The organism is Chamaesiphon sp., from assembly GCF_041738855.1.
Classification (GTDB): Bacteria; Cyanobacteriota; Cyanobacteriia; order Cyanobacteriales; family Chamaesiphonaceae; genus Chamaesiphon.
Genome location: NZ_JBGSPA010000131.1, coordinates 68399 through 88575 on the forward strand (window position 1 = coordinate 68399; position 20177 = coordinate 88575).

Consider the following 20177-nt stretch of genomic DNA (forward strand, 5'->3'; position numbering starts at 1 on the left):
CTATCCACTATCTACTATCCACCATCAACTATCCACCGATCTTACTACCCATTTCCAGAGTGGATGCGAACTACCTTGCTTCCGAATCTGCGCGACTTGTTGACTTAATCGCTGTCGTTCTAGTTTAGAGATCCCCCAGATCGAATTGAGACTTTGCCGCACCAAAGCACTAGCCGTCATCCCTATACACAGACACAATCCCAGTGCGGGAATGGGTTGGAAGACGAGTCCGTACTTGAGAGCCGCCCAAGTAAAATATTCTTGGAGCAGACCGATGGGATAACGCAGCTCATAGAGGCTATAAGCCCCAACTGTCAGCCACAACAACCCGAGTGTCAACCACCTACCGTAGTTACTCAGATGGTACAACCGATCGATCTGGTTTTTAAAAATCGGGTCGAGTCGGGTTGCTAAATCTAACTCTGACTCTGGGTATTCGGGAGGTGTGAATCTGGACATGGATCGATTGTCGGTTAAGATTCAGAACTCATAGCGGGATTGGCTGTAGTCGGATGACGTTCGCGCCACCAGCCAAACAGGGTACTGGCGATGAAGATGCTGGAGTAGGCTCCCGCCGTAAAACCAATAATCAGACACAGGGCAAAGTTTTTGAGCGTATCACCACCGAATAAATAGATCGAAAGTAACGTTAGTAAAACTGTCAGCGTGGTGTTGATCGATCGAGACATAGTTTGATTGACTGCATCATCGACAATTTTATCGATCGGTTGGTCGGGACTAATACTAATAACTTCACGAATCCGATCGTAAATAACGACGGTATCATTAACAGAAAAACCAATAATTGTCAATATTGCCACCACAAATAAGCTATCGATTTCCACTCCACCAACTACACCCAAAATCGAGAAAATGCCAGTAGTAACAAGTACATCATGGAACAGCGCGACAAAGGCAAAAAAAGCATAGTCAAATTTGAAACGGAAAGTCAGATACAACAAGATCAATCCAAATGAGATGACGATCGCTAGTAAGCCATTTTGAAATAATTCGGCACCTAGTGTCGGTCCAACGGTATCATTTTGAGTCTTTTGGGGATCGAATTTACCAATTTTCTCGGAGAGGGCAGATTCTAGCTGAGTTCTAGCCTCAACTTTGAGATCTTTGGTTCTAATCGATAAACCAGTAGAATCCCTGCCCACAACCTGGATGATCGGATCGATAATCCCCTGATTTTTGACTATTTCGCGGACAGCAGCGATATCGATCGGCTGACAATTATTGGCGATCGAGCAGTCAAGTTCATACTGCAATTTTGAGCCGCCTGTAAAGTCCAATCCTCGACGTAAAGGCGACCCGATTTGGGGATTATTCCAAGACACAATCATCGAAATAATCCCAGCCAAAATGACCGCGCCCGATAGCATCCACCACCATTTGCGTTGTTTGGTAACACTAAATTTTCTCATAGGGGATAATACTTATAGTTATAGATTTCAGCTCGATCTGATTTGACTTACTTAGTTGCTAAATTGCTGGGTAAATTGGGCGCAAATAACTGAGTTTTTTGACGTAAAGCCGGAACACCTAACACCAATAGCAGCAGAAATGTCCGAGTACATGTCAAAGAGGTAAAGAAACTAATTGCTACCCCTACAGCCAACGTCACGGCATATCCTTTTACCAATCCCGAGCCGAGGAAAAACAACGCTCCACAGGAAATCAGGGTAGTAACGTGGCTGTCCAAAATACTGTCAAAAGCGCGGTGAAATCCAGCTTCAACCGACTTATATAAAGTTTTGCCCGTCCGTAATTCTTCGCGGGTACGCTCGAAAATCAGCACGTTGGCATCGACAGCCATCCCAATACTGAGAATAAATCCCGCAATCCCTGGGAGCGTCAAGGTGACATCGAGGAGATTGAAAGCGGCTAATGACAGGATAGAGTAAATTACCAGCGCAAAGTCTGCGACTAACCCAGGTAATCGATAGTAGACGCCCATAAAAATCGCCACCAGGATCAATCCGCCGATGCCAGCATAGATACTGCTCTGAATGCTGTCTCGTCCCAATGTCGCCCCAACCGTGCGGTTTTCGACGATCTCTACCGGAACGGGGAGCGAACCACCTCGGAGTTGAACGGCAAGATCGTTGGCAGCTTCGGTAGTAAAATTCCCAGTAATGACTGCCTTACCGCCAGTAATCCCCGTCGCTGCAAATTGCGCGCCGACTGTCGGGGTGCTAATGGGGTCATTGTCAAGGAAAACACCGATCGATCGACCAGTTCCCGCTAGACTCTTAGTTAGTTTGGCAAAAGCATCGCCACCAGCATTATCAAATTCGATCGATACTTCCCAAGCTCCAGCGGCTACTGGTTCGGGATTGGCGCGCTTGAGCTGTTTACCCGTGATGGCGGCTTTGTCGAATAATTTATCAATTTCAGTATATTGCTGCTCGATCGTAGTTTGAATCTGGGCGATCGCTTGTTTGTCTGTAGACTTAGACTTTTTGAGGACGGCTTGCTTATCTTTAGCTTCCTTCAGTACCGCTAGCTCTGCACCCAGTTGTCCTTCTGTTCCAGCCTTTTGTTCGCGAAACTCTAGCTGGGCGGTACCGCCGAGGACTCGCTCAGCTTGTTGCGGATCGTTGACGCCAGGGAGTTGGACTAAAATCTGATTGTTGCCAGCCGATTGGATCAGAGCTTCGGAGACACCCAAGCCATTGATCCGATTTTCGATCACCTTTTGGACGGCATCGAGATCTGATGGCGTAATATCTGGATGATCTGGAGTCGGTTTTACTTGGATCGTAAGTTGCGAACCTCCCTGCAAATCCAATCCCAAGCGTAGCGGCTTGCTGAATAGCAGGACGATCGCAGCGATGACTAAGACTAGAATTAAGCCTAAAATAACTCGCTGTTTTTGCATAATAAATCTAAAAGTTTGGTTATTTTAATTCGATCGCGATTTCCCAGCCTTGACCGGATAATGGTTGTGCATTAGTATTTTTAAAATGCCCACCAGCGATCGCAGCTTTATCAAATAGTTCACTAATCTCATTATATTGCTGCTCGATCGCGGCTTGAGTTTGGGAAATCGCTTGTTGGTCTGGAGATTTAGACTTTTTGAGAATCGCTTGTTGTTCCTTGGATGCTTGGAGTGCGGTTCGCTCTGCACTCAGTTGTCCTTCCGTCCCAGCTTTTTGTTCGCGAAACTCTAGCTGGGCGGTACCACCCAAAACTCGTTCTGCTGGTTGAGAGTCCTTGACTCCAGGTAGTTGGACTAAAATTTGAAAATTGACTAACCTAATTTAATTGGGATCTGGGAGCCACAAGCTGCGATTAGCTCACTCTCTCCCGTTTCCTGCTATTACAGCTTGCCACCCACCATTTTCTCGATCGCTTCAGCAATCTGGGGTGGTTGCACGATCGTCAGATGCTCCAATTTCCCATTGTAAGGTGTCGGAATATCTTCTGACGACATCCGCAAGACTGGAGCGTCTAGCTCGTCAAAGAAATGGTCGCTGATGGAAGCAGTCAGCTCGGCACCGATGCCACCCGTCCGCATACACTCTTCGACGATGATGACTTTATGCGTCTTCTTAATCGATGCGCCAATTGTCTCCAGATCCAATGGTTTGAGTGAAATTAGATCGATAATTTCTGGATCGCAAGTCGAACCCTGAGTTTCCAATATTTTCATCGCCTGAGTACAATGGTGACGCATCCGCGAGTAAGTGAGGATGGTAACATCTTTGCCAGGGCGGACGATTTCAGCCTTATCGAGGGGGAGCAGGTATTCTTCATCGGGGATGTCTTCTTTGAAGTTGTACATCAAGACATGCTCGAAGAACAACACTGGATTCTCGTCTCTAATCGCTGATTTGAGCAATCCTTTGGCATTACGGACGGTGGAACAAGCAACGATTTTTAGTCCCGGCACTGCTTGGAAATATGCCTCTAATCGCTGAGAGTGCTCCGCACCTAGTTGTCTGCCCACACCACCAGGTCCTCGAATCACCAACGGAATCGTAAAGTTACCGCCAGAGGTATACCGCAACATTCCCGCATTATTGGAAATCTGGTTGAACGCCAGGAGCAAAAAGCCCATATTCATCCCTTCAATAATCGGGCGCAATCCCGTCATCGCCGAACCGATCGCCATTCCCACAAAACTATTCTCAGCGATCGGGGTGTCTAGTACCCGCATGTCTCCATATTTCTTATGGAGATCTTTGGTGACTTTATACGAACCGCCGTAATGTCCGACATCTTCACCCATGACATATACCGCTGAATCCCGCGCCATCTCTTCATCGATCGCGGCACGGAGGGCATTAAAAAATAGAGTTTCTGCCATGCTAGGTTTGCAACACTTAAATTTCTCAGATCTCACTCTAACAGAATTAGGGGATAGGGAATAGGGAATATGGGTTAGGGGAATTTACTGGGGCAGATGCAATTTGGCAAAGTGGTATAAATCAACTACTGTAATCGTCTGGCGATATGATGACGATCGCTATTTAATACTGTTTGAGGATTTTAAAACTTACAAGAAATCGATGTTTCAGTTTGGGTATATTATCTAATGTAGTCGAGAAAACTATGCTCCGAATCAAACTTCGATTCTGACAGCCTTTGGTTCTCCTACTTGTGTCATGATGGCTAATAACGATCGATCTTTAGACACCTTCACAAGTTCTTACTTTAGTCAGCGTCGCTACATCTTTGTTTTAGCTCGATCGCTCCCATCCGTCAGCTCTAAAATGGGCATTGAGTTTGGATTGAAATTCGTTCTAATGTGTGTGGATGTGTAAAACTCAGTTCTCGTGCGTGTAGGTACAATCGTTTTACATTTGCCTGACAACCATACAACCCGTCGCCCAAAATAGTCACACCCAGCCCACGAGCATCGGCTGCATGGACGCGCAATTGATGCGATCGTCCCGTGACAGGCATGAACTCAATTCGCGTGTAGCCGTCGATTTGCCCCAATACCTGGAACTTTGTCAAACTGGATTTACCTTGATTAAAGTCTACCTTTTGGCGCGGTCGATCGAGTGGATCGCCCCACAATGGTAACTCGATCGATCCTTGCTCTACTTCAATCTTCCCGCCCAAAATTGATTCATACACCTTGTGTACCTGTCGAGTCTCAAACTGCTGACTCAGATGTCGATAAGTCAATTTATCCCTCGCTAATAATAATATCCCCGAAGTATCTCGATCGAGTCGATGAACGCTATAAATTTCGGGATATAATTCCCGCAACCGAGTCAACACGCTATCCTGTAAGTCGATCGTCCGTCCTGGTACCGATAATAATCCCGCAGGTTTATCGATCGCCATTAGATACTCGTCCTCATACACGATCGCTAAATCCAGACTAACAGGCTGCACCGACAACCCCGCCAACATAAACCCCATCAACGGCTGACACCGCTCCTCACAAGCCCCATAAAATTCCCCCTGACGCTTATCCTGACTAGCTTCACCCCACCAAAATTCCGCCATCGCGATCGGTTTGAGCTGATTGCTGGCTGCATAATGAAGTAACTTCGGCGCACAACAATCGCCCGTACCTGTCGGAATCCCCGCAGGCATCAATTCCCGCAACGAGCTAGATGTGCCCAAAAAATTCATCAACCGATAGGCATCGTGCATCTGCGTCTGAAGTTGACGCGATCGCATCTTGCGTTGGTGTTTTAACTCTCTAATTCGCGCATCAGTGTGGTCTAAAATCTCCTGTAGTGGCTGTAAAATTGCGTCACGTTCTTGTCTGAGTTGACGACGTTCTCGTCCGTCTTGGCGGCTTTCTTGGTCGAGTTGGTCGAGTGCTACTGCTAGTTCGATCTTGCCGAGGGTAGATTCAAATCGTTCGCGCTGTTGTTGTCGCCATGCCTTGCGCTGACGATGCTCGATCGCTAATTTTGCCAGTCTATCTGCAAATTCCGCCGCTAATGATTGATGTTGCTCTCGTTCGACACTTCGATCTAAATCTATTAATTCCTGCTTCATTGTCGCTAGATCTGCTAGCGTAGCAGCTTCGGCAATCGCCACTCGATCGCGCCCAGGAATCGGCGGTACCCATCCAGCTACAACCGCCTTACCATTTAGCAATCCTGAAAAAGCTTTAATCGAGCAATATTCACCTGTATTTGTCTGGATTAACAAGACACCATACATCTTACCTTCACTGTGATATCGTTCATTCCGTGCCAATTCCACCATTAAACTATGCGCTAGCTGCTCTACTCCCTGAGTTCGCGGCAATTTTAGTAGTTCGCCACCGTGAGGACAATCACCCGTGTAGTAGTAAGTTGGGGTAGAGTTTGGGGTGCGATCGAAAATTGGAGCTAACATTATTGTTAGTGAAGCCGTTTGCTGATACCTTATAATCGCCGGTACTCTCTCGATCTTGCTCTCGTTGGCGTAGCCTACCGGAGGTAATCGCTATATCATACCTCAATTCAGCAACGCCAAAATTCTCTCGTGTTACAAGATATGAGTAAGGATTTTTGATTAATTTCGAGTCGGATCGCAGACCACACGAAACCCAAAATAGGCACAGCGGTAATTGGGCTGATAGTAGATTCGCGCTGCACTGCGACAGTAACTTGATTTACTATACCAGGAACCGCCGCGCAGGACATAAATTGAGTTGGCGTCATGAGTCCAGGCACTACCATCCGTTGGCGCACCGATGTAGTTACCATGATATTTGTCCGCGCACCACTCTAGGATATTGCCGTGCATGTCACACAGCCCATAGGCATTAGCGGGGAAAATCCCGACAACGGTAGTTTCTTCACTCCGATAGTTTGCGACTTCCTGACAAATCGTTTCGCCAAAGCAGAAGGCTGTCGTCGTCCCCGCTCTACAGGCGTACTCCCATTCGGCTTCGGTAGGGAGTCGGTAATGGCGAGCGGTTAATTGGGATAATTCCTGGCAGAACTCTACCGCATCATGCCAGGATACCGTCTCCACAGGTCGATCGCCCCCCTGAAAATACGCAGGTTTACTCCTCATCACCGCCTCGTATTGAGCCTGTGTGACGGGGGTTTTGCCCAGGTAGAATGCCGGGATATCGACCCGATGCTGGGGTCGTTGAGAGTCGCTACTACCTGCTTCTAGTTCGGGTGCGCCCATCATCAAAGTGCCGCTAGGAAGAGCGACCATTTGAAGATCGATCCCACTACCTAGATCTTGAAAGAAACGGGTGGCTTGCCCTGATGATTTCTTGACAATTAGCTTATTAGTCCCCCACAGAGTTTTCGCATTTACTAGTTTAGCTGTCTCAAATCCAAATGGTTGTAAGGTCGGACGATCGCGATCGGTAGAGACGGTTTGTTGTGGTGACTCAATCGGTTGTTTAGTAACATTAATTTCGAGACGATCGCGCACTCGATCGAGTGTCTGGTTGCGGCTATTTTCTGCCAGTGCGGCTAATACTGCCGCTGCTGACTGATATCTTTGCGACAGCGCATTATTAATCATTTTATCTAAGACCTTGACCAATCGATCGTCAACTGGATTGTCAACTAAGTAGTCTCGCCACACCCACGCATCTTGACTCAGATCGAATAAGTCAAATGGTGAAACTTGAGTGAGCAAATAGATACAAGTAACTCCCAAGCTGTAGATATCACTAGCAAATGTTGGTTTGCCACGCACTTGTTCTGGAGAGACGTATTCGGGACTACCGATGACGGTGCCAGTTTTGGCTAGCATCGTTTGAGTTGCTTGTTTTGCTGCTCCAAAATCAACTAACACCAACTCGCGATCGCCCTGTCGGCGGATAATATTAGCAGGCTTAATATCGCGATGGATGATGGGTGGTGACTGGTGATGCAAGAAATCTAAAACTGGTAGCAATGATAATAATAGTTCTTTAATTCGATCTTGGTTAAACACGCCATCTGCCGCTACTTCTTGCTGCAAGTCTCGTCCATCGATAAACTGTTGAACTAGATATGGCTGCCCCTTAATATCAAAGTAAGCATATAGCTCGGGAATCTGGGCGTGTTTACCCAATTTTTCCAAATGTTTTGCCTCTTCATAAAATAAATCTAGAGCTGTTTGTCTGATTTTGGGATTGTTGTGACTAAAAATAAACTGCTTAATCACACACAATGGCTGGTGAGATTGATATTCATCAACTGCTCTGAAGGTTTTGCCAAATCCACCTTGCCCCAGTAACTTTTGGGCGCGATAGCGATCCTTGAGGAATAGTTGCGCGCCGCAGGCTAGACAGAAGTTGGTATCGGGTCTATTTTTGGCTGGTGCGGGACAAGTGGGGTTGATGCAATAGCTCATGGAGAGTGAAACCGAGGCACGAATAGTTGCGACTAAGAGTAGTATGCCCCTTAAGTAGTAAGATAACATCAGTCTGATGAGGGTAGGTGATGTTAGATTAAATTTGAGACATTAGCTGGTAACTATATGACTATTACTGCTTACAAATGGTCGATCGATCGCTATCATCAACTTATTGAGATGGGGTTGCTTGACGACCCTCTTTCACAGCAGCTATCCCCACAATCGGTAGAACTTTTACGGGGCGAAATTATTGTGATGGCACCAGAAGGCGAATCTCATGCTTATAAGTATCCTGGAATCTTAAATAGCCGTTATGGGATAGCTTTAGTTTTTCCTGGCCACCAGATTTTTACGACTTATTATCTCAAATACGAATTTTGAATGATGGAAATCAATAGTGAAGATCGAGAAATTCTCGAACGCTTGGAATCAGAATTATGGGAAGAAGAAACTCGCTTTAATATTCAGCGGATGAATGAACTTATCGCGGATGACTTCTTTGAGTTTGGAAGGTATGGACGTGTTTACCAAAGACAGGATACACTCGCGATCGATCGCCAATCAATAGATGCTGTATTACCACTGCCAAAATTTTGCGCTCGGTTGCTCGATAAAAACACGGCTCAGGTTACTTATGATAGTGCGGTCAAATATAAAGTCAACAGAGCACAGAAAAGCCGACTAGGTCTAATCGGCTTTTCTGTGAAATCGATCGCACAGTGCGATTTTGGAAAATATTTCTGAAAGTGTCCTGATTTGGATCGCAAACGTGCGGAAATATAAATAGCACGCTATAAATACAATTTGGAGAAATTAATCGTGAACGACAAAGAGAGAGAAGATCTAGCTAAAAAAACTGGTCAAAGTGTAGGGGTCAATATTCTGGTAGCGGTCGCAATTATATTTTTTTCGGTCGAAATCGTTAAAGGCTTTGCGTACAGCACCAGCCCAGCCCCTTTTTCGCGGCTTGCTGATGAAGCGGAAGCAGCTTGCAAGAGATCTGGTGCGCCAAACTGTTAAGCGAATGCAAAATCTGCCGAGTGCAGGGAGTGCTACTTTGCAAGATCGAAACATCTTGATACTCCTTTGTCCGGTGCTAAAATCTTATTAGGTTTGCTGCTTCAGGCTGGTTAATAAACTCCAAGAGTTACTCCCAGCTTAATTGATCGCACTTGTACATACATCGATACATAGATAATGGGATTGTCGAATACGCACGCAGAAGCTCGATCTGGTCTCGATAGATTGACGGCTGGATAATCCGCTTTCATCAGGGCACGCCATTTTAGTGCGATCGATACGAGAATTGAGATAATAAAGTATGAAATTAAATATCCCCGAGCTGTCTCTAGTCGTCCTCATCGGTGCATCCGGTTCGGGGAAATCTTCCTTTGCACGTAAGCATTTTCTGGTTACCGAAATCATCTCATCTGATTATTGTCGATCGATCGTTTGTGATGATGAAACCAATCAAGCGGCGACGACTGATGCCTTTGAATTGCTGCACTATATCGTTGCCAAACGGCTCAAAGGTGGGAAATTGACGGTTGTCGATGCGACCAATGTCAAGCCCGAAGATCGTAAACCCTTATTACAATTAGCCAAGGATTACCATTGCTTTGCGGTGGCGATCGTCTTTAATCTACCAGCCGAATTGTGTCACGATCGCAATCAACAGCGCGAGAACCGAGACTTTGGCATCCACGTTGTCAAACGACATACCGAAAATCTGAAGAAGTCGCTCCGGCATTTAGATAAAGAATTTCGTTACGTTCATATTCTATCTAATGTCGAACAAATTAATAACGTCGAAATCGATCGTCAACCGCTGTGGAACAATCGTAAAACAGCAGCGGGGCCATTTGATATCATCGGTGATATTCATGGTTGCTGCGACGAGCTAGAAATCTTACTCAAGCAGTTGGGTTACGCACCACATCTAGAACCACAACCGCCATGCTGGGAGTTTCCGACTTATAAACATCCTACCGGACGCCAGGTGATGTTCGTTGGGGATTTGGTCGATCGCGGCATCCGCAATCTCGACTCGATCAAACTCGCCCGCAATATGGTGGCGGCAGGGAGTGCGCTTTGCGTCTGCGGCAACCATGAGTTTAAATTGCTGCGCTATTTACGTGGTAAAAATGTCAAACTCAATCACGGTTTAGAACTCACTGTCGCCGAAATCGAAGCCATCCCCGAACCACTCCAAACCGAGTTTCGTGCCGAACTCGTCAAATTTATCGACTCGCTCATCAGTCACTATATCTTCGATGATGGCAAGCTGGTAATCGCTCATGCTGGACTCAAGGAAGAGCTACAAGGGCGCACTTCCGGTCATGTCCGCTCTTTTGCGATGTACGGCGAAACAACGGGCGAGATCGACGAATATGGGCTACCCGTCCGCGCGAACTGGGCGCGGGAATATCGCGGTGCGGCGACGGTGGTGTATGGGCATGTGCCTGTAGTTGAGGCAGAATGGCTGAATAATACGATCGATATCGATACTGGCTGCGTGTTTGGCGGTAAGCTGACGGCGTTGAAATATCCCGAACGCGAGATCGTCCAAGTACCTGCGGCGAAGGTGTACTATGAGCCAATTAAGCCACTGGATATCGAAACTAGCGATCGCACGGCGCAACAAGAAAATGATGATATCTTAGATATCGCCGATGTCTTGGGCAAACGGTTTATTACCACCCGCCTCCAACCAAATATTGCCATTCAGGCAGATCGATCGATCGCGGCTCTAGAAGTAATGAGCAGGTTCGCCGCCAATCCCAAATGGCTGATCTACCTACCGCCCACCATGTCCCCCGTTGCGACTTCCAAGCTGCCAGGATATCTGGAATATCCGACCGAAGCCTTCGAGTATTATCGACTGATGGGGATTAAGGAGGTCGTCTGTGAAGAAAAACACATGGGTTCGCGGGCGGTCATAATTATCTGTAAAGATGAAGCCGCCGTCGAGAAACGATTTGGGATAACAGGTGAAGGTATCGGCATCTGTTATACCCGCACGGGGCGAAGATTTTTTGACAATCCCACACTCGAAGCCGCATTCTTAGAGCGCGTTCGAGCCGCTTTAACTGCCTGTGACTTCTGGCAACGCCTGGAGACTGACTGGGTATGCCTGGATTGCGAATTGATGCCTTGGTCTGCCAAAGCGCAAGGCTTGCTACACGCTCAATATGCGCCTGTAGGTGCTGCCGCTAATCACAGTCTAAATTATGCCCAGCAACTATATCAACAGGCACTCGATCGCGGTGTCGCCGTCGCCCCCCAATTGGACAGATTGCAGGTACGATCGAGTCTGGCACACAAGTATGTCGAGGCTTACCGCCGCTACTGTTGGACAGTGAATTCGATCGCGGATTTCCAACTCGCACCGTTCCATATTATGGCAACCGAGAGCGCGGTACATGTGGACAAAGATCATCTGTGGCACATGAATCAAATCACCCAAATCTGTCAGTCAGATCCGATCTTCCTCGCCACTACACATCGCACTGTCAACCTCCAAGACGAGCAGGAGGTAACAGCCGCAACTAAATGGTGGGAATCCTTAACCCAATCAGGCGGTGAGGGGATGGTAGTCAAACCGATGCAGTTTATCGATACTGGTAGTAAAGGCTTAATCCAGCCCGCCGTTAAAGTACGCGGTTCTGAGTATCTGCGGATTATTTATGGCCCCGAATACGATCTCCCCGAGTACCTAGAGCGGCTGCGCCAGCGCGGTTTGGGTGCGAAGCGCAATCTGGCACTGCGGGAATTTGCGTTGGGTGTGGAGGCGTTGGAACAGTTTGTAGCTAAGTCACCGTTACGTCAGGTACATGAATGCGTATTTGGCGTACTAGCATTAGAAAGCGAACCGATCGATCCGCGTTTGTAAAATATTATCACTGCGATCGAATCGCAATTGCTGAAAACTCAGATTGTCAGTAGTGTGTGTAGATCGATCATCAGATGATTTTATCGTCAAGGGAGAGCCGAGATGACAAAGAAGCATGGGATGAGTTTGCGGCGCGTCCTCGCCCTAATGCCGCGATCGTATCGGTGGATACACCAACAGAAGAGCAAGAATGCGCGATCGAGTCATCGCCACATACAGCAGTCGCGCTTCATCCGCTGGGGGACTATGTTGATTTGGCAAGTATCCCAGTCCAGGAATAATGACCGAGCTGAATTCTAGCCCTTTACAGGAGTGCATCGTCATTAATTTGATGCTATCGGGCTTAGGCTGATATGAACGGCTAGCTGCATCTTTATTCAGCCATTCGATCGGTAGGTTCGCCGCTTGAAATTGAGTGTAAATTGTTTCCCCCATAAATTTCACTCGATCGATAATCCCTATTTCATTCCATGGCACACCTTCAGAGTGCAATTTTTGCACCAGCGAGATCGCTTGCCTAACTTCATCAGCAAAACTCCTACATGACAATATTTGAGGTGGGTACCCGTGTCGTCCCGCACTTTGAGGTTGAATCAGGACTGGCTCATCATCATCAGATTCACTTGGTTGCATCACGTCTTTAGCGAATTCATCAGCTAAATTCAGCACTTCTACCGTGTTGCGATAGTTTGTCTTCAGCACCGAAGTTCGTCCTTGAGCCTTGATTCCTACACTTTTAAACGAAAATTTCTTGCGCTTTTGCTGACCACCATACAAATTTTGAGCATCGTCAACTCTTACTTGACAGTCCATTAAGTACTTAGCTACACTCAGTAAGTAAGTGAGTGAGTAATTACTTATTAATCATAACCACAGCTCAAGTCTTTGAAACTAATACTTCTAGCTACGCAGCGGAGATGAACTATGTCTAAATCCTTCCAGCTACTATCAATGAGCGTTGTGTGCTCGATCTTGTTTTCCAGCATGGCTGGTGCCAAAACGCCTCTGCGGAAAGCAACTGTTGCTCAAGCTGAGAATGCCACAGCTACTACCACCAAAACACCCCATGTCGCAGGTACTTGGAAAGTGTTACTGAGCGAAGAAGGTAGAGCCGCAACTTATATATTTGCTCAAAAAGGCAATGTCCTCACAGGTACGATGAAAGGCTTGCCATTCGGGGATATGCCGATCTCCGGCACGATCTCCAATGACGGTAAATTGTCTTTCTCTGGCAAAATGCGGAGCATGAAGTTTAGTTTTGCGGGTACGCTTACAGGGCAAACTATGAAAGGCACTGCCGATCTACCGATCGGGCGGAAAAACTGGACGGCTACCAAGTAAGATGCGCCACGAACCACAGAGGTCTATTGACGCTCCGATCGATGCAGTTCTATGATTAAGGAGTAGTCACTTCCTTACTTATGCCTCGCCCTCCCAAAATCACCAATGAAGAAATTTTGGCAGCAGCTCGGCAAGTCTTTTTAGAGCAAGGGGAAGGTGGTTCTACCCTAGAGATCGCCGAAAAAGCTGGCATCTCGGAAGCATCGATCTTTAAACGCTTTATCACCAAGCAAGCTTTGTTTCTCGCCGCTATCGGCATTTCCAAAACACCCCAGTATGTCAAACTTTTGGCTAGTCAGACACCGACTGCTGAAATCCGCTCGGAATTAACCGATATCTGCACTCAGATGGTGGGATTTTATCAAGAGGTGATGCCACGAGTGATGATGATGATGACTCAGACAAAATCATCTCTGCCGCCGATGGTGCCGCCACCACTTAGAGATACTCAGTTATTTACTGAATATCTCGATCGAGCGATCGCCGCAGGTTTTCTTAAACCCTGTGATTCGATGACTGTCGCGCATACGATCGTCGGTGCGATCCAAAACTATGCGATGACTAGCGCGATTGCCAACAAGATCCCCTTACCTTTTGCGTTCATTTTACCCAAGGTTAAATCGATCGAGCCGGATATCTTTATTCACAATCTGCTTGAAACATTGTGGATCGGGATTGCACCTGATTAGAGGATAGAGGATAGTTGCACTTCTCTTTTAGTGATAATTATCTTCTAATTGGTCCCTTTTTTAATGACAATTCGATCGCCATATTTTGGTGGTAATTGTTAGATCCAGATATTTTTTTAGTTAGTTAATAAGTAAGTACTTACAATCTAATGAATCAGGAAGATATGTTAACCAACACGCCTGTTAAGACCACATCTAGCCAGCCATCGCCACTAGAACATCGATTCCGCAAAGCGGAGGCTACGCCAACGACTGGCACTATTGTTACGACTGGTCAGCCATCTCAATCAGAACATCTGTTAACTGGCGATCCGGTCGCCGCAGCCGTTGGTGAGTCACCAGCCAAGCCCCCTTGGTTGAAATGGAAATGGAAATGGCTCTTGTTCATTCTGCCCCCAATTGTCATGTTGCTAGGTGGCCCCGATCGATTGGGATCGAAATTGATGGAATCACTGCCGAGTAATTCAGCCACTAAACCATTAACCCAAGTCGTCGAGCGCAAAACCGTGCCGACGAGCATCACCGCCAATGGTACCGTCAAAGCCTATCAATCGATTAATCTTAGCCCCAAAACCGCTGGTATTATTAAAACCTTACTAGTCAAAGAAGGCGATCGAGTCAAGCAAGGTGAGGTAGTTGCGGTCATGGATGACTCCAACTTGCGCGGTCAACTCGTGCAATACCAAGGACAACTATTGCAACAGCAGGCAAATCTGCAACGATTGCAAGCTGGCAATCGCCCTCAAGATATTGCCAAGGCAGAAGCACAATTAGCCGAAGCAAAAGCCAATCTCCAACAATTACAAGCTGGAAATCGCCCTCAAGATATTGCCAAAGCAGAGGCACAATTAGCCGAAGCCAAAGCCAATCTCCAACAATTACAAGCCGGAAATCGTCCGCAAGAAATCGCTCAAGCTACTGCCAAGTTGCAGCAAGTCCAGGCAACCCTCAAACAGCGAGAGGGGGATTGGCAGCGTTATCAGCAACTGTACAAATCGGGGGCGATTTCTGGGCAAATCCTAGAGCAAAAACGCGCCGATCGAGATGTCGCTCAAAATCAGGTTGTGGAGGCACAACAAGTTTTAGCCCTCCAAAAAGCGGGAACTAGACCAGAACAGATTGCCCAAGCCCAAGCGAAGGTCGCCCAGCAAGCGGAGGCTCTGAGCTTAATCAAAGCGGGTGCGCGGAAAGAAGAAATCGCTCAAGCTAAGGCCAAAGTCGAGCAACAAGTCCAAGCGGTCGCTGTACTCAAGGCAGGTACTCGCAAAGAAGAGATAGACCAAGCCATCGCTCAGGTACAAGCTGCGCAAGGGTCTTTAAAAACAATTCAAAATCAGATCGAAGAAACAAAGGTTTTAGCTCCTTTTGATGGGATCGTGCTGGAAAAATATGCCGATGTGGGTGCTTTTGTCAGCCCTTCGATGGCAGGTGGTGGGGGAGCTTCAGCCTCGTCTTCATCCATCTTGATGCTCACTAGCGTTCGCCAGCAAGTAGTCGTCAATCTCTCCGAATCGCAAATCGCCAAGGTCAAATTAGGACAGTCGGTGGCGATTAAAGCGGATGCCTTTCCTGGCGAGAAATTTACAGGCAAAGTCGAGCAAATTGCCCCTCAAGCCAAAGTGACTCAAAACGTTACTAGTGTTGAGGTGCGGGTGTCTATTGACTCTGCGACAGCCACCAAATTAGCGGCAGGGATGAATGTAGAAGCTGATTTTGCCGTCGGTCAGTTGGAAAATGCAATCTTCGTGCCCAACGCTGCGGTGGTCAAACAGGCTGAGGGTGCTGGCGTATACGTTTTGGGCGAGGGTAATAAATCCGTATTTCGCCAGATCCAAACGGGTGTGACTGTCGGCAAGCAAACCGAGGTGAAATCAGGGCTTCGAGGTAACGAGCAGGTGTTGCTCAGTCCGCCAGCCGAGCAGAAATCTGGTGGGGGTATATCGTTACCACGTCCGTCGCAGTAAATCTCAGATTCCGCCTGGGAAAGAGGAGGGGGAAACGGGAAGACGAGGGACGCTTGCGTTCCTAATTCACTATCCACTATTCACTATTCAACATTATGGTTTTATTCAAACAGCGTCCGCACCAAGTTTCGACCTGGGAAATATCAGAGATGGCGATCGAAGCCTTGTGGAGTAATAAACTCCGCAGTGGTTTGACAATGCTGGGGGTAATTATTGGGATTTCCTCGACGATTGGGATTTCGTCGATCGGGCAAGGCGTACAGAAATCAACGGCTGATAGCATTCGGGGATTGGGGACGGATGTATTGCAAGTGATGGCTGGTGCCGCTCAAAGTGGTGGAATCAGTCAGGGACAAGGCTCTTTGACAACATTAAATTGGGAAGATGCTAAAGCGATCGCCGAACAAGCTCCTGGCGCAACAGTTGTTTCGGCTTTTTTACAGCGGAATACCCAAGTAGTCTATGGCGAGAAGAATACTTCGACGACGGTGTATGGTACCGACTTGAGCTATTCACAGGCGCGGAATACTTTCCCAAAATCGGGGCGATTTTTTGACGATGAAGAGCTAAAATCGGCGGCATCTGTAGCCGTAATTGCGCCCACAGTCCAGAAAAATCTGTTTCCAGCCAATGTCGATCCGATCGGTACCAAGATTCGGATTCAGGGTGAAATCTATGAAGTCATTGGGGTAATGGAAGTCAAAGGTTCCCAAGGCCCCCAAGATCGGGATGACGCGGTGTATATTCCCCTGACGAGTATGTCGGCTCGAATCGTTGGGAATAATTCGCTGATGGGGATTTCAATTAATGGCATCTATATCAAAGGTCGCGATGAATCGCAACTAGAAATAGTCAAGTTTCAAGTTGCTAATATTTTGCGCTTGCGTCATAACATCGATACACCTGAAGATGATGATTTTAAAATTACTAATCAAGCAGATATCCTCAAAACATTCGACACAATTTTTGGCTTACTCACAACGCTAATTATCGCAATCGCTGGAATCTCGCTAGTAGTAGGTGGAATTGGAATTGCCAATATCATGTTAGTTTCTGTCGTCGAACGGACGCGAGAGATTGGTATTAGAAAAGCTTTGGGCGCAACCGATCGTGCTATTCTGACTCAATTTCTTACGGAGTCAGTGATTATTTCGGTAGTGGGTGGATCGATCGGTATCATTTTAGGAGTTGGTATTACTTTCGTTTCTGCTACAGCATTTAAGTTTGCTTTTTTGGTTTCGGGCAATGCGATCGCAATCGGTTTTGGTTTATCGACTGCGGTGGGATTGTTAGCAGGTGTAATTCCAGCTAAAAATGCGGCCAAACTCGATCCGATTGTTGCCTTACGCAGTGATTAAAACAATGAATAATAATTATCCACAGTTGCTAATAGTATTGAGCCTCATGATGCAGCCATCATTGAATATCTGCGATAGCAAACAAGTATTTCAACCAGCAGCCGAAAGATTTTTTACTGCCGATCGACTCGACCCAGAATGGTTTATACCCAGCACTTTGGAAATCGATAATTTATCCGAATTTCAAAAAAAATGAGATAATCCTAACGCAAAATATGATAAATATTTTTGATTGTGTCTCAATAGAAAGTTATCTTTATGAGATTTTAAGATATTCACTCGATGTAGAAAAAATATCGATCGATGCTTATGCCAAGGTGTCATTAGCCGAGCGCACAAATGACATTTGGTTGGCAATCATTCTTGTTTCCAATCAAGAACATCAAATCGAGATTGTTTGCTCGACCGAAGTCGATCGTCAGTTTGGTTATAAATTCGCCAATACAGCGATCGCTTCACTCCACAATCAAGGATTTACAAACATCACTTCAGATAATTTTATTCGACTGCAAGCAACATACAATACTTTGCTCGAAAGATTGCCTTTGGTATATAATGCTCGATCGTTAAATTTATTTTTTCCTGACGAAAGTTATCGAATGGCGATCCTGTATGGATTAATTATAGAAATTAAAAAATTCAATAAAATTGGATTGAGCTTGCCGATTTTAAATTGAATTTGCAACTTATGCATTGAATTTACGATTGCAAAAAATGAATACTAATTTAACTAAACAAAGAGCGATTCAATTTAAAGCAATTTGTGTTATTTCAGCTTTGATTTTGAGTAGTGCGAGTGGGATGGCCGCCGCCGCAAGCATACCCAGTGCTGACGCTCGCCGACTACAACCAGATCGATCGATGCTCCTGGCTCAAAATACTCCCAGCAACATTGGCAAGATTAACAACGATCTCAACCTCCCCAAAACAGGTGCTGATGTTCAAATTACCAACACAAAATCTTTGACCTTAAAAGATGCGATCGATATCGCCTTTCGGAATAATCGCGATGTCCAAGTGGCACGTCTGGCGGTCGATCGAGATACCGCTGGAATTCGATCGGCACAAGCCGATCAAGCATTACAAATAGGCTTGACAAGTACCCTGCAAAATCAGGGATCGCCTGTAATCTTTGGTACTCAAGCAACAACTAGCACCAATTCAAATGTCCAAGGACAACTCCAAGCCACTTATATCATCTTGGATGCAGGTCGTAATAGCAGCAGCGTGCGGGCGGCTGAAGGGCAAGTGAAATTTAGCAAACTAGATTTGCTCCGCATCGAACAAAAGCTGCGTGGCGATGTCACCACTGCCTATTACGATCTCCAGGCTGCTGATTCCCCCCAGGTGAGCCTGTTTGCTAACTACAATCTTGGCAAAACCCTGACTGATTCGACCTCCGCCCAAGATAGCTATAGTGTGGGCGCACAGTTAAGTTGGAGTTTTTGGGATGGTGGTGCTGCCAGAGCAAATTCTGACACGCAGAAAGTCAACCAAGAAATCAATGAAAACCAGTTGACAACTCAGCGCAATCAAATTCGGTTTGAGATCGAAAGAGCCTATTACAGCCTCGGCACCAATAAAAAAAATATTACTACTGCCACTCAATCGCTTCAACAGGCAGAAGAAAGTCTCAAACTAGCCCGTCTGCGCTTTCAAGCAGGCATTGGCACTCAAACTGATGTCATCCAAGCCCAAACCGAATTGGCTACAGCCCGTGGTAATCGGGTCTCCGCGATCCTGAACTACAATCGCGCTCTGGCCAGTTTGCGCGTAGCTACGGTGCTAGTTGAGTAATCGATCTGAAATAGATCGAATTCAAGTCGTGACTGGACTTGATGTTGAAAAACCAGTGTTTATCTACCCACAGCCTAACTTTCAACTAAATTTTTAGGAACGCAAATAGATGCACATCGCCACAAATTGCTCAGCCAAACTTACGACCAACATTCACCTCACCCTTAACAATATGAGTCCTATTGCTCGGATATTTGCCCAGATGTTGGTAAATACGATCGCAATTGTCCTAATTGGCTGGATCTATATTCCTGCTACCAATGCTCAGCCCACAACACCAGCTCCAGAAACTACTCCACCACCGCCGCAAGATGCTACCCCACCGACACCAAAACAAAGCAGCTATTTTGGCTTCGGCGGAAATATCGGCATTCAAGGGAGCACTACTTCTCTATCACAAGGCAGTTTTTCATTACTAAATAAGCAGGTTTTAACTGACAATCTAGCGATACATGGTGCGATGACAATATTTGGTAGTTCGGTTTCTTCTAACTCTGTTGCATTGACATTCAATCAGCCGATCTCCAATAACGATCTACCGATCGTTTTCACTCCATTTATCGGTGGGGGCATCATCGTACATTATGAAGATGGCACCAAAATTAATCCCCTAGTTACAGGTGGGATTGATGCCAGTACACCTTTTGGTCTAACCGGAACGTTACGGATTAATGCCGGATTTATCAGCGATCGACAAGCTGATATCGGCATCCTGTTTGGTATTGGCAAAAACTATTAGTATATACTCGTTCTTGAAAATTTTTGCGAGCCGATCGATCGCATATTTATTATCCACCTAGAAAAACTATTTTTCTAGGTGAATACAATCAAATTGGATAGTTTAAGCTGTTACTCATTT

20 protein-coding genes and 1 pseudogene are annotated in these 20177 nt (G+C 46.4%); 12 read left to right on the top strand and 9 right to left on the bottom strand.

All coding sequences use genetic code 11. From position 1 onward, the window contains the following. Positions 1-24: 24 nt before the first annotated feature. The 8 genes and pseudogenes from ACEW9I_RS12330 to ACEW9I_RS12365 form a co-directional block, all read right to left on the bottom strand. Positions 25-459, bottom strand: a complete 435-nt coding sequence (locus ACEW9I_RS12330) for a hypothetical protein (protein ID WP_373540629.1) — start codon at positions 457-459, stop codon at positions 25-27. 14 nt (positions 460-473) lie between these two features. Next, complete coding sequence (gene secF, locus ACEW9I_RS12335; RefSeq protein ID WP_373540630.1) at positions 474-1430, bottom strand: protein translocase subunit SecF; 957 nt, start codon at positions 1428-1430, stop codon at positions 474-476. 47 nt (positions 1431-1477) lie between these two features. After that, positions 1478-2887 (bottom strand): protein translocase subunit SecD, encoded by a 1410-nt coding sequence (secD, locus tag ACEW9I_RS12340; RefSeq protein WP_373540631.1) that lies wholly within the window; start codon positions 2885-2887, stop codon positions 1478-1480. Between the two features lie 19 nt (positions 2888-2906). Beyond that, positions 2907-3197 carry a hypothetical protein gene (locus tag ACEW9I_RS12345; protein WP_373540632.1) on the bottom strand — a complete coding sequence of 97 codons (291 nt, stop codon included), beginning with the start codon at positions 3195-3197 and terminating at the stop codon, positions 2907-2909. 3 nt (positions 3198-3200) lie between these two features. After that, positions 3201-3269 (bottom strand): annotated as a pseudogene (locus tag ACEW9I_RS12350) (hypothetical protein); the annotation flags it as partial. A gap of 59 nt (positions 3270-3328) precedes the next feature. After that, entirely contained in the window at positions 3329-4318 is a 990-nt protein-coding gene (locus ACEW9I_RS12355; protein WP_373540633.1) for an alpha-ketoacid dehydrogenase subunit beta, read from the bottom strand. Positions 4319-4719: 401 nt separating this feature from the next. Then, entirely contained in the window at positions 4720-6321 is a 1602-nt protein-coding gene (locus ACEW9I_RS12360; protein WP_373540634.1) for an RluA family pseudouridine synthase, read from the bottom strand. 159 nt (positions 6322-6480) lie between these two features. Next, positions 6481-8274 (bottom strand): SUMF1/EgtB/PvdO family nonheme iron enzyme, encoded by a 1794-nt coding sequence (locus ACEW9I_RS12365; protein WP_373540635.1) that lies wholly within the window; start codon positions 8272-8274, stop codon positions 6481-6483. Positions 8275-8400: 126 nt separating this feature from the next. On the opposite strand from ACEW9I_RS12365, the gene ACEW9I_RS12370 reads away from it, so the two are divergent. The 4 genes from ACEW9I_RS12370 to ACEW9I_RS12385 all read left to right on the top strand — a co-directional run bounded on the left by ACEW9I_RS12370 (position 8401) and on the right by ACEW9I_RS12385 (position 12169). Next, positions 8401-8658 (top strand): hypothetical protein, encoded by a 258-nt coding sequence (locus ACEW9I_RS12370; RefSeq protein ID WP_373540636.1) that lies wholly within the window; start codon positions 8401-8403, stop codon positions 8656-8658. Continuing rightward, positions 8659-9021, top strand: a complete 363-nt coding sequence (locus ACEW9I_RS12375; RefSeq protein ID WP_373540637.1) for a DUF4440 domain-containing protein — start codon at positions 8659-8661, stop codon at positions 9019-9021. 75 nt (positions 9022-9096) lie between these two features. Then, entirely contained in the window at positions 9097-9297 is a 201-nt protein-coding gene (locus tag ACEW9I_RS12380; protein WP_373540638.1) for a hypothetical protein, read from the top strand. 301 nt (positions 9298-9598) lie between these two features. Further along, complete coding sequence (locus ACEW9I_RS12385; protein ID WP_373540639.1) at positions 9599-12169, top strand: polynucleotide kinase-phosphatase; 2571 nt, start codon at positions 9599-9601, stop codon at positions 12167-12169. Positions 12170-12313: 144 nt separating this feature from the next. On the opposite strand, the gene ACEW9I_RS12390 is transcribed toward ACEW9I_RS12385, so the two are convergent. Further along, the gene (locus ACEW9I_RS12390; RefSeq protein ID WP_373540640.1) at positions 12314-12982 is read right to left on the bottom strand and encodes a 3'-5' exonuclease; all 669 of its coding nucleotides are present in this window, start codon (positions 12980-12982) and stop codon (positions 12314-12316) included. A gap of 111 nt (positions 12983-13093) precedes the next feature. On the opposite strand from ACEW9I_RS12390, the gene ACEW9I_RS12395 reads away from it, so the two are divergent. The 8 genes from ACEW9I_RS12395 (at position 13094) to ACEW9I_RS12430 (ending at position 20057) form a co-directional block, all read left to right on the top strand. After that, positions 13094-13510, top strand: a complete 417-nt coding sequence (locus tag ACEW9I_RS12395) for a hypothetical protein (RefSeq protein ID WP_373540641.1) — start codon at positions 13094-13096, stop codon at positions 13508-13510. A gap of 80 nt (positions 13511-13590) precedes the next feature. Then, complete coding sequence (locus tag ACEW9I_RS12400) at positions 13591-14199, top strand: TetR/AcrR family transcriptional regulator (protein ID WP_373540642.1); 609 nt, start codon at positions 13591-13593, stop codon at positions 14197-14199. 149 nt (positions 14200-14348) lie between these two features. After that, positions 14349-16163, top strand: coding sequence for an efflux RND transporter periplasmic adaptor subunit (locus ACEW9I_RS12405; protein ID WP_373540643.1), 1815 nt, complete (start codon positions 14349-14351; stop codon positions 16161-16163). A gap of 95 nt (positions 16164-16258) precedes the next feature. Continuing rightward, positions 16259-17521 (top strand): ABC transporter permease, encoded by a 1263-nt coding sequence (locus ACEW9I_RS12410; protein WP_373540644.1) that lies wholly within the window; start codon positions 16259-16261, stop codon positions 17519-17521. A 4-nt stretch (positions 17522-17525) separates the two neighbouring features. Further along, positions 17526-17717, top strand: coding sequence for a hypothetical protein (locus ACEW9I_RS12415; RefSeq protein WP_373540645.1), 192 nt, complete (start codon positions 17526-17528; stop codon positions 17715-17717). A 19-nt stretch (positions 17718-17736) separates the two neighbouring features. Next, positions 17737-18198 carry a hypothetical protein gene (locus ACEW9I_RS12420; RefSeq protein ID WP_373540646.1) on the top strand — a complete coding sequence of 154 codons (462 nt, stop codon included), beginning with the start codon at positions 17737-17739 and terminating at the stop codon, positions 18196-18198. Positions 18199-18235: 37 nt separating this feature from the next. Continuing rightward, complete coding sequence (locus ACEW9I_RS12425) at positions 18236-19318, top strand: TolC family protein (RefSeq protein ID WP_373540647.1); 1083 nt, start codon at positions 18236-18238, stop codon at positions 19316-19318. A gap of 172 nt (positions 19319-19490) precedes the next feature. Further along, positions 19491-20057: a hypothetical protein gene (locus ACEW9I_RS12430; protein WP_373540648.1), complete on the top strand. Its 567-nt coding sequence runs from the start codon at positions 19491-19493 to the stop codon at positions 20055-20057. The last annotated feature ends 120 nt before the right edge of the window (positions 20058-20177 follow it).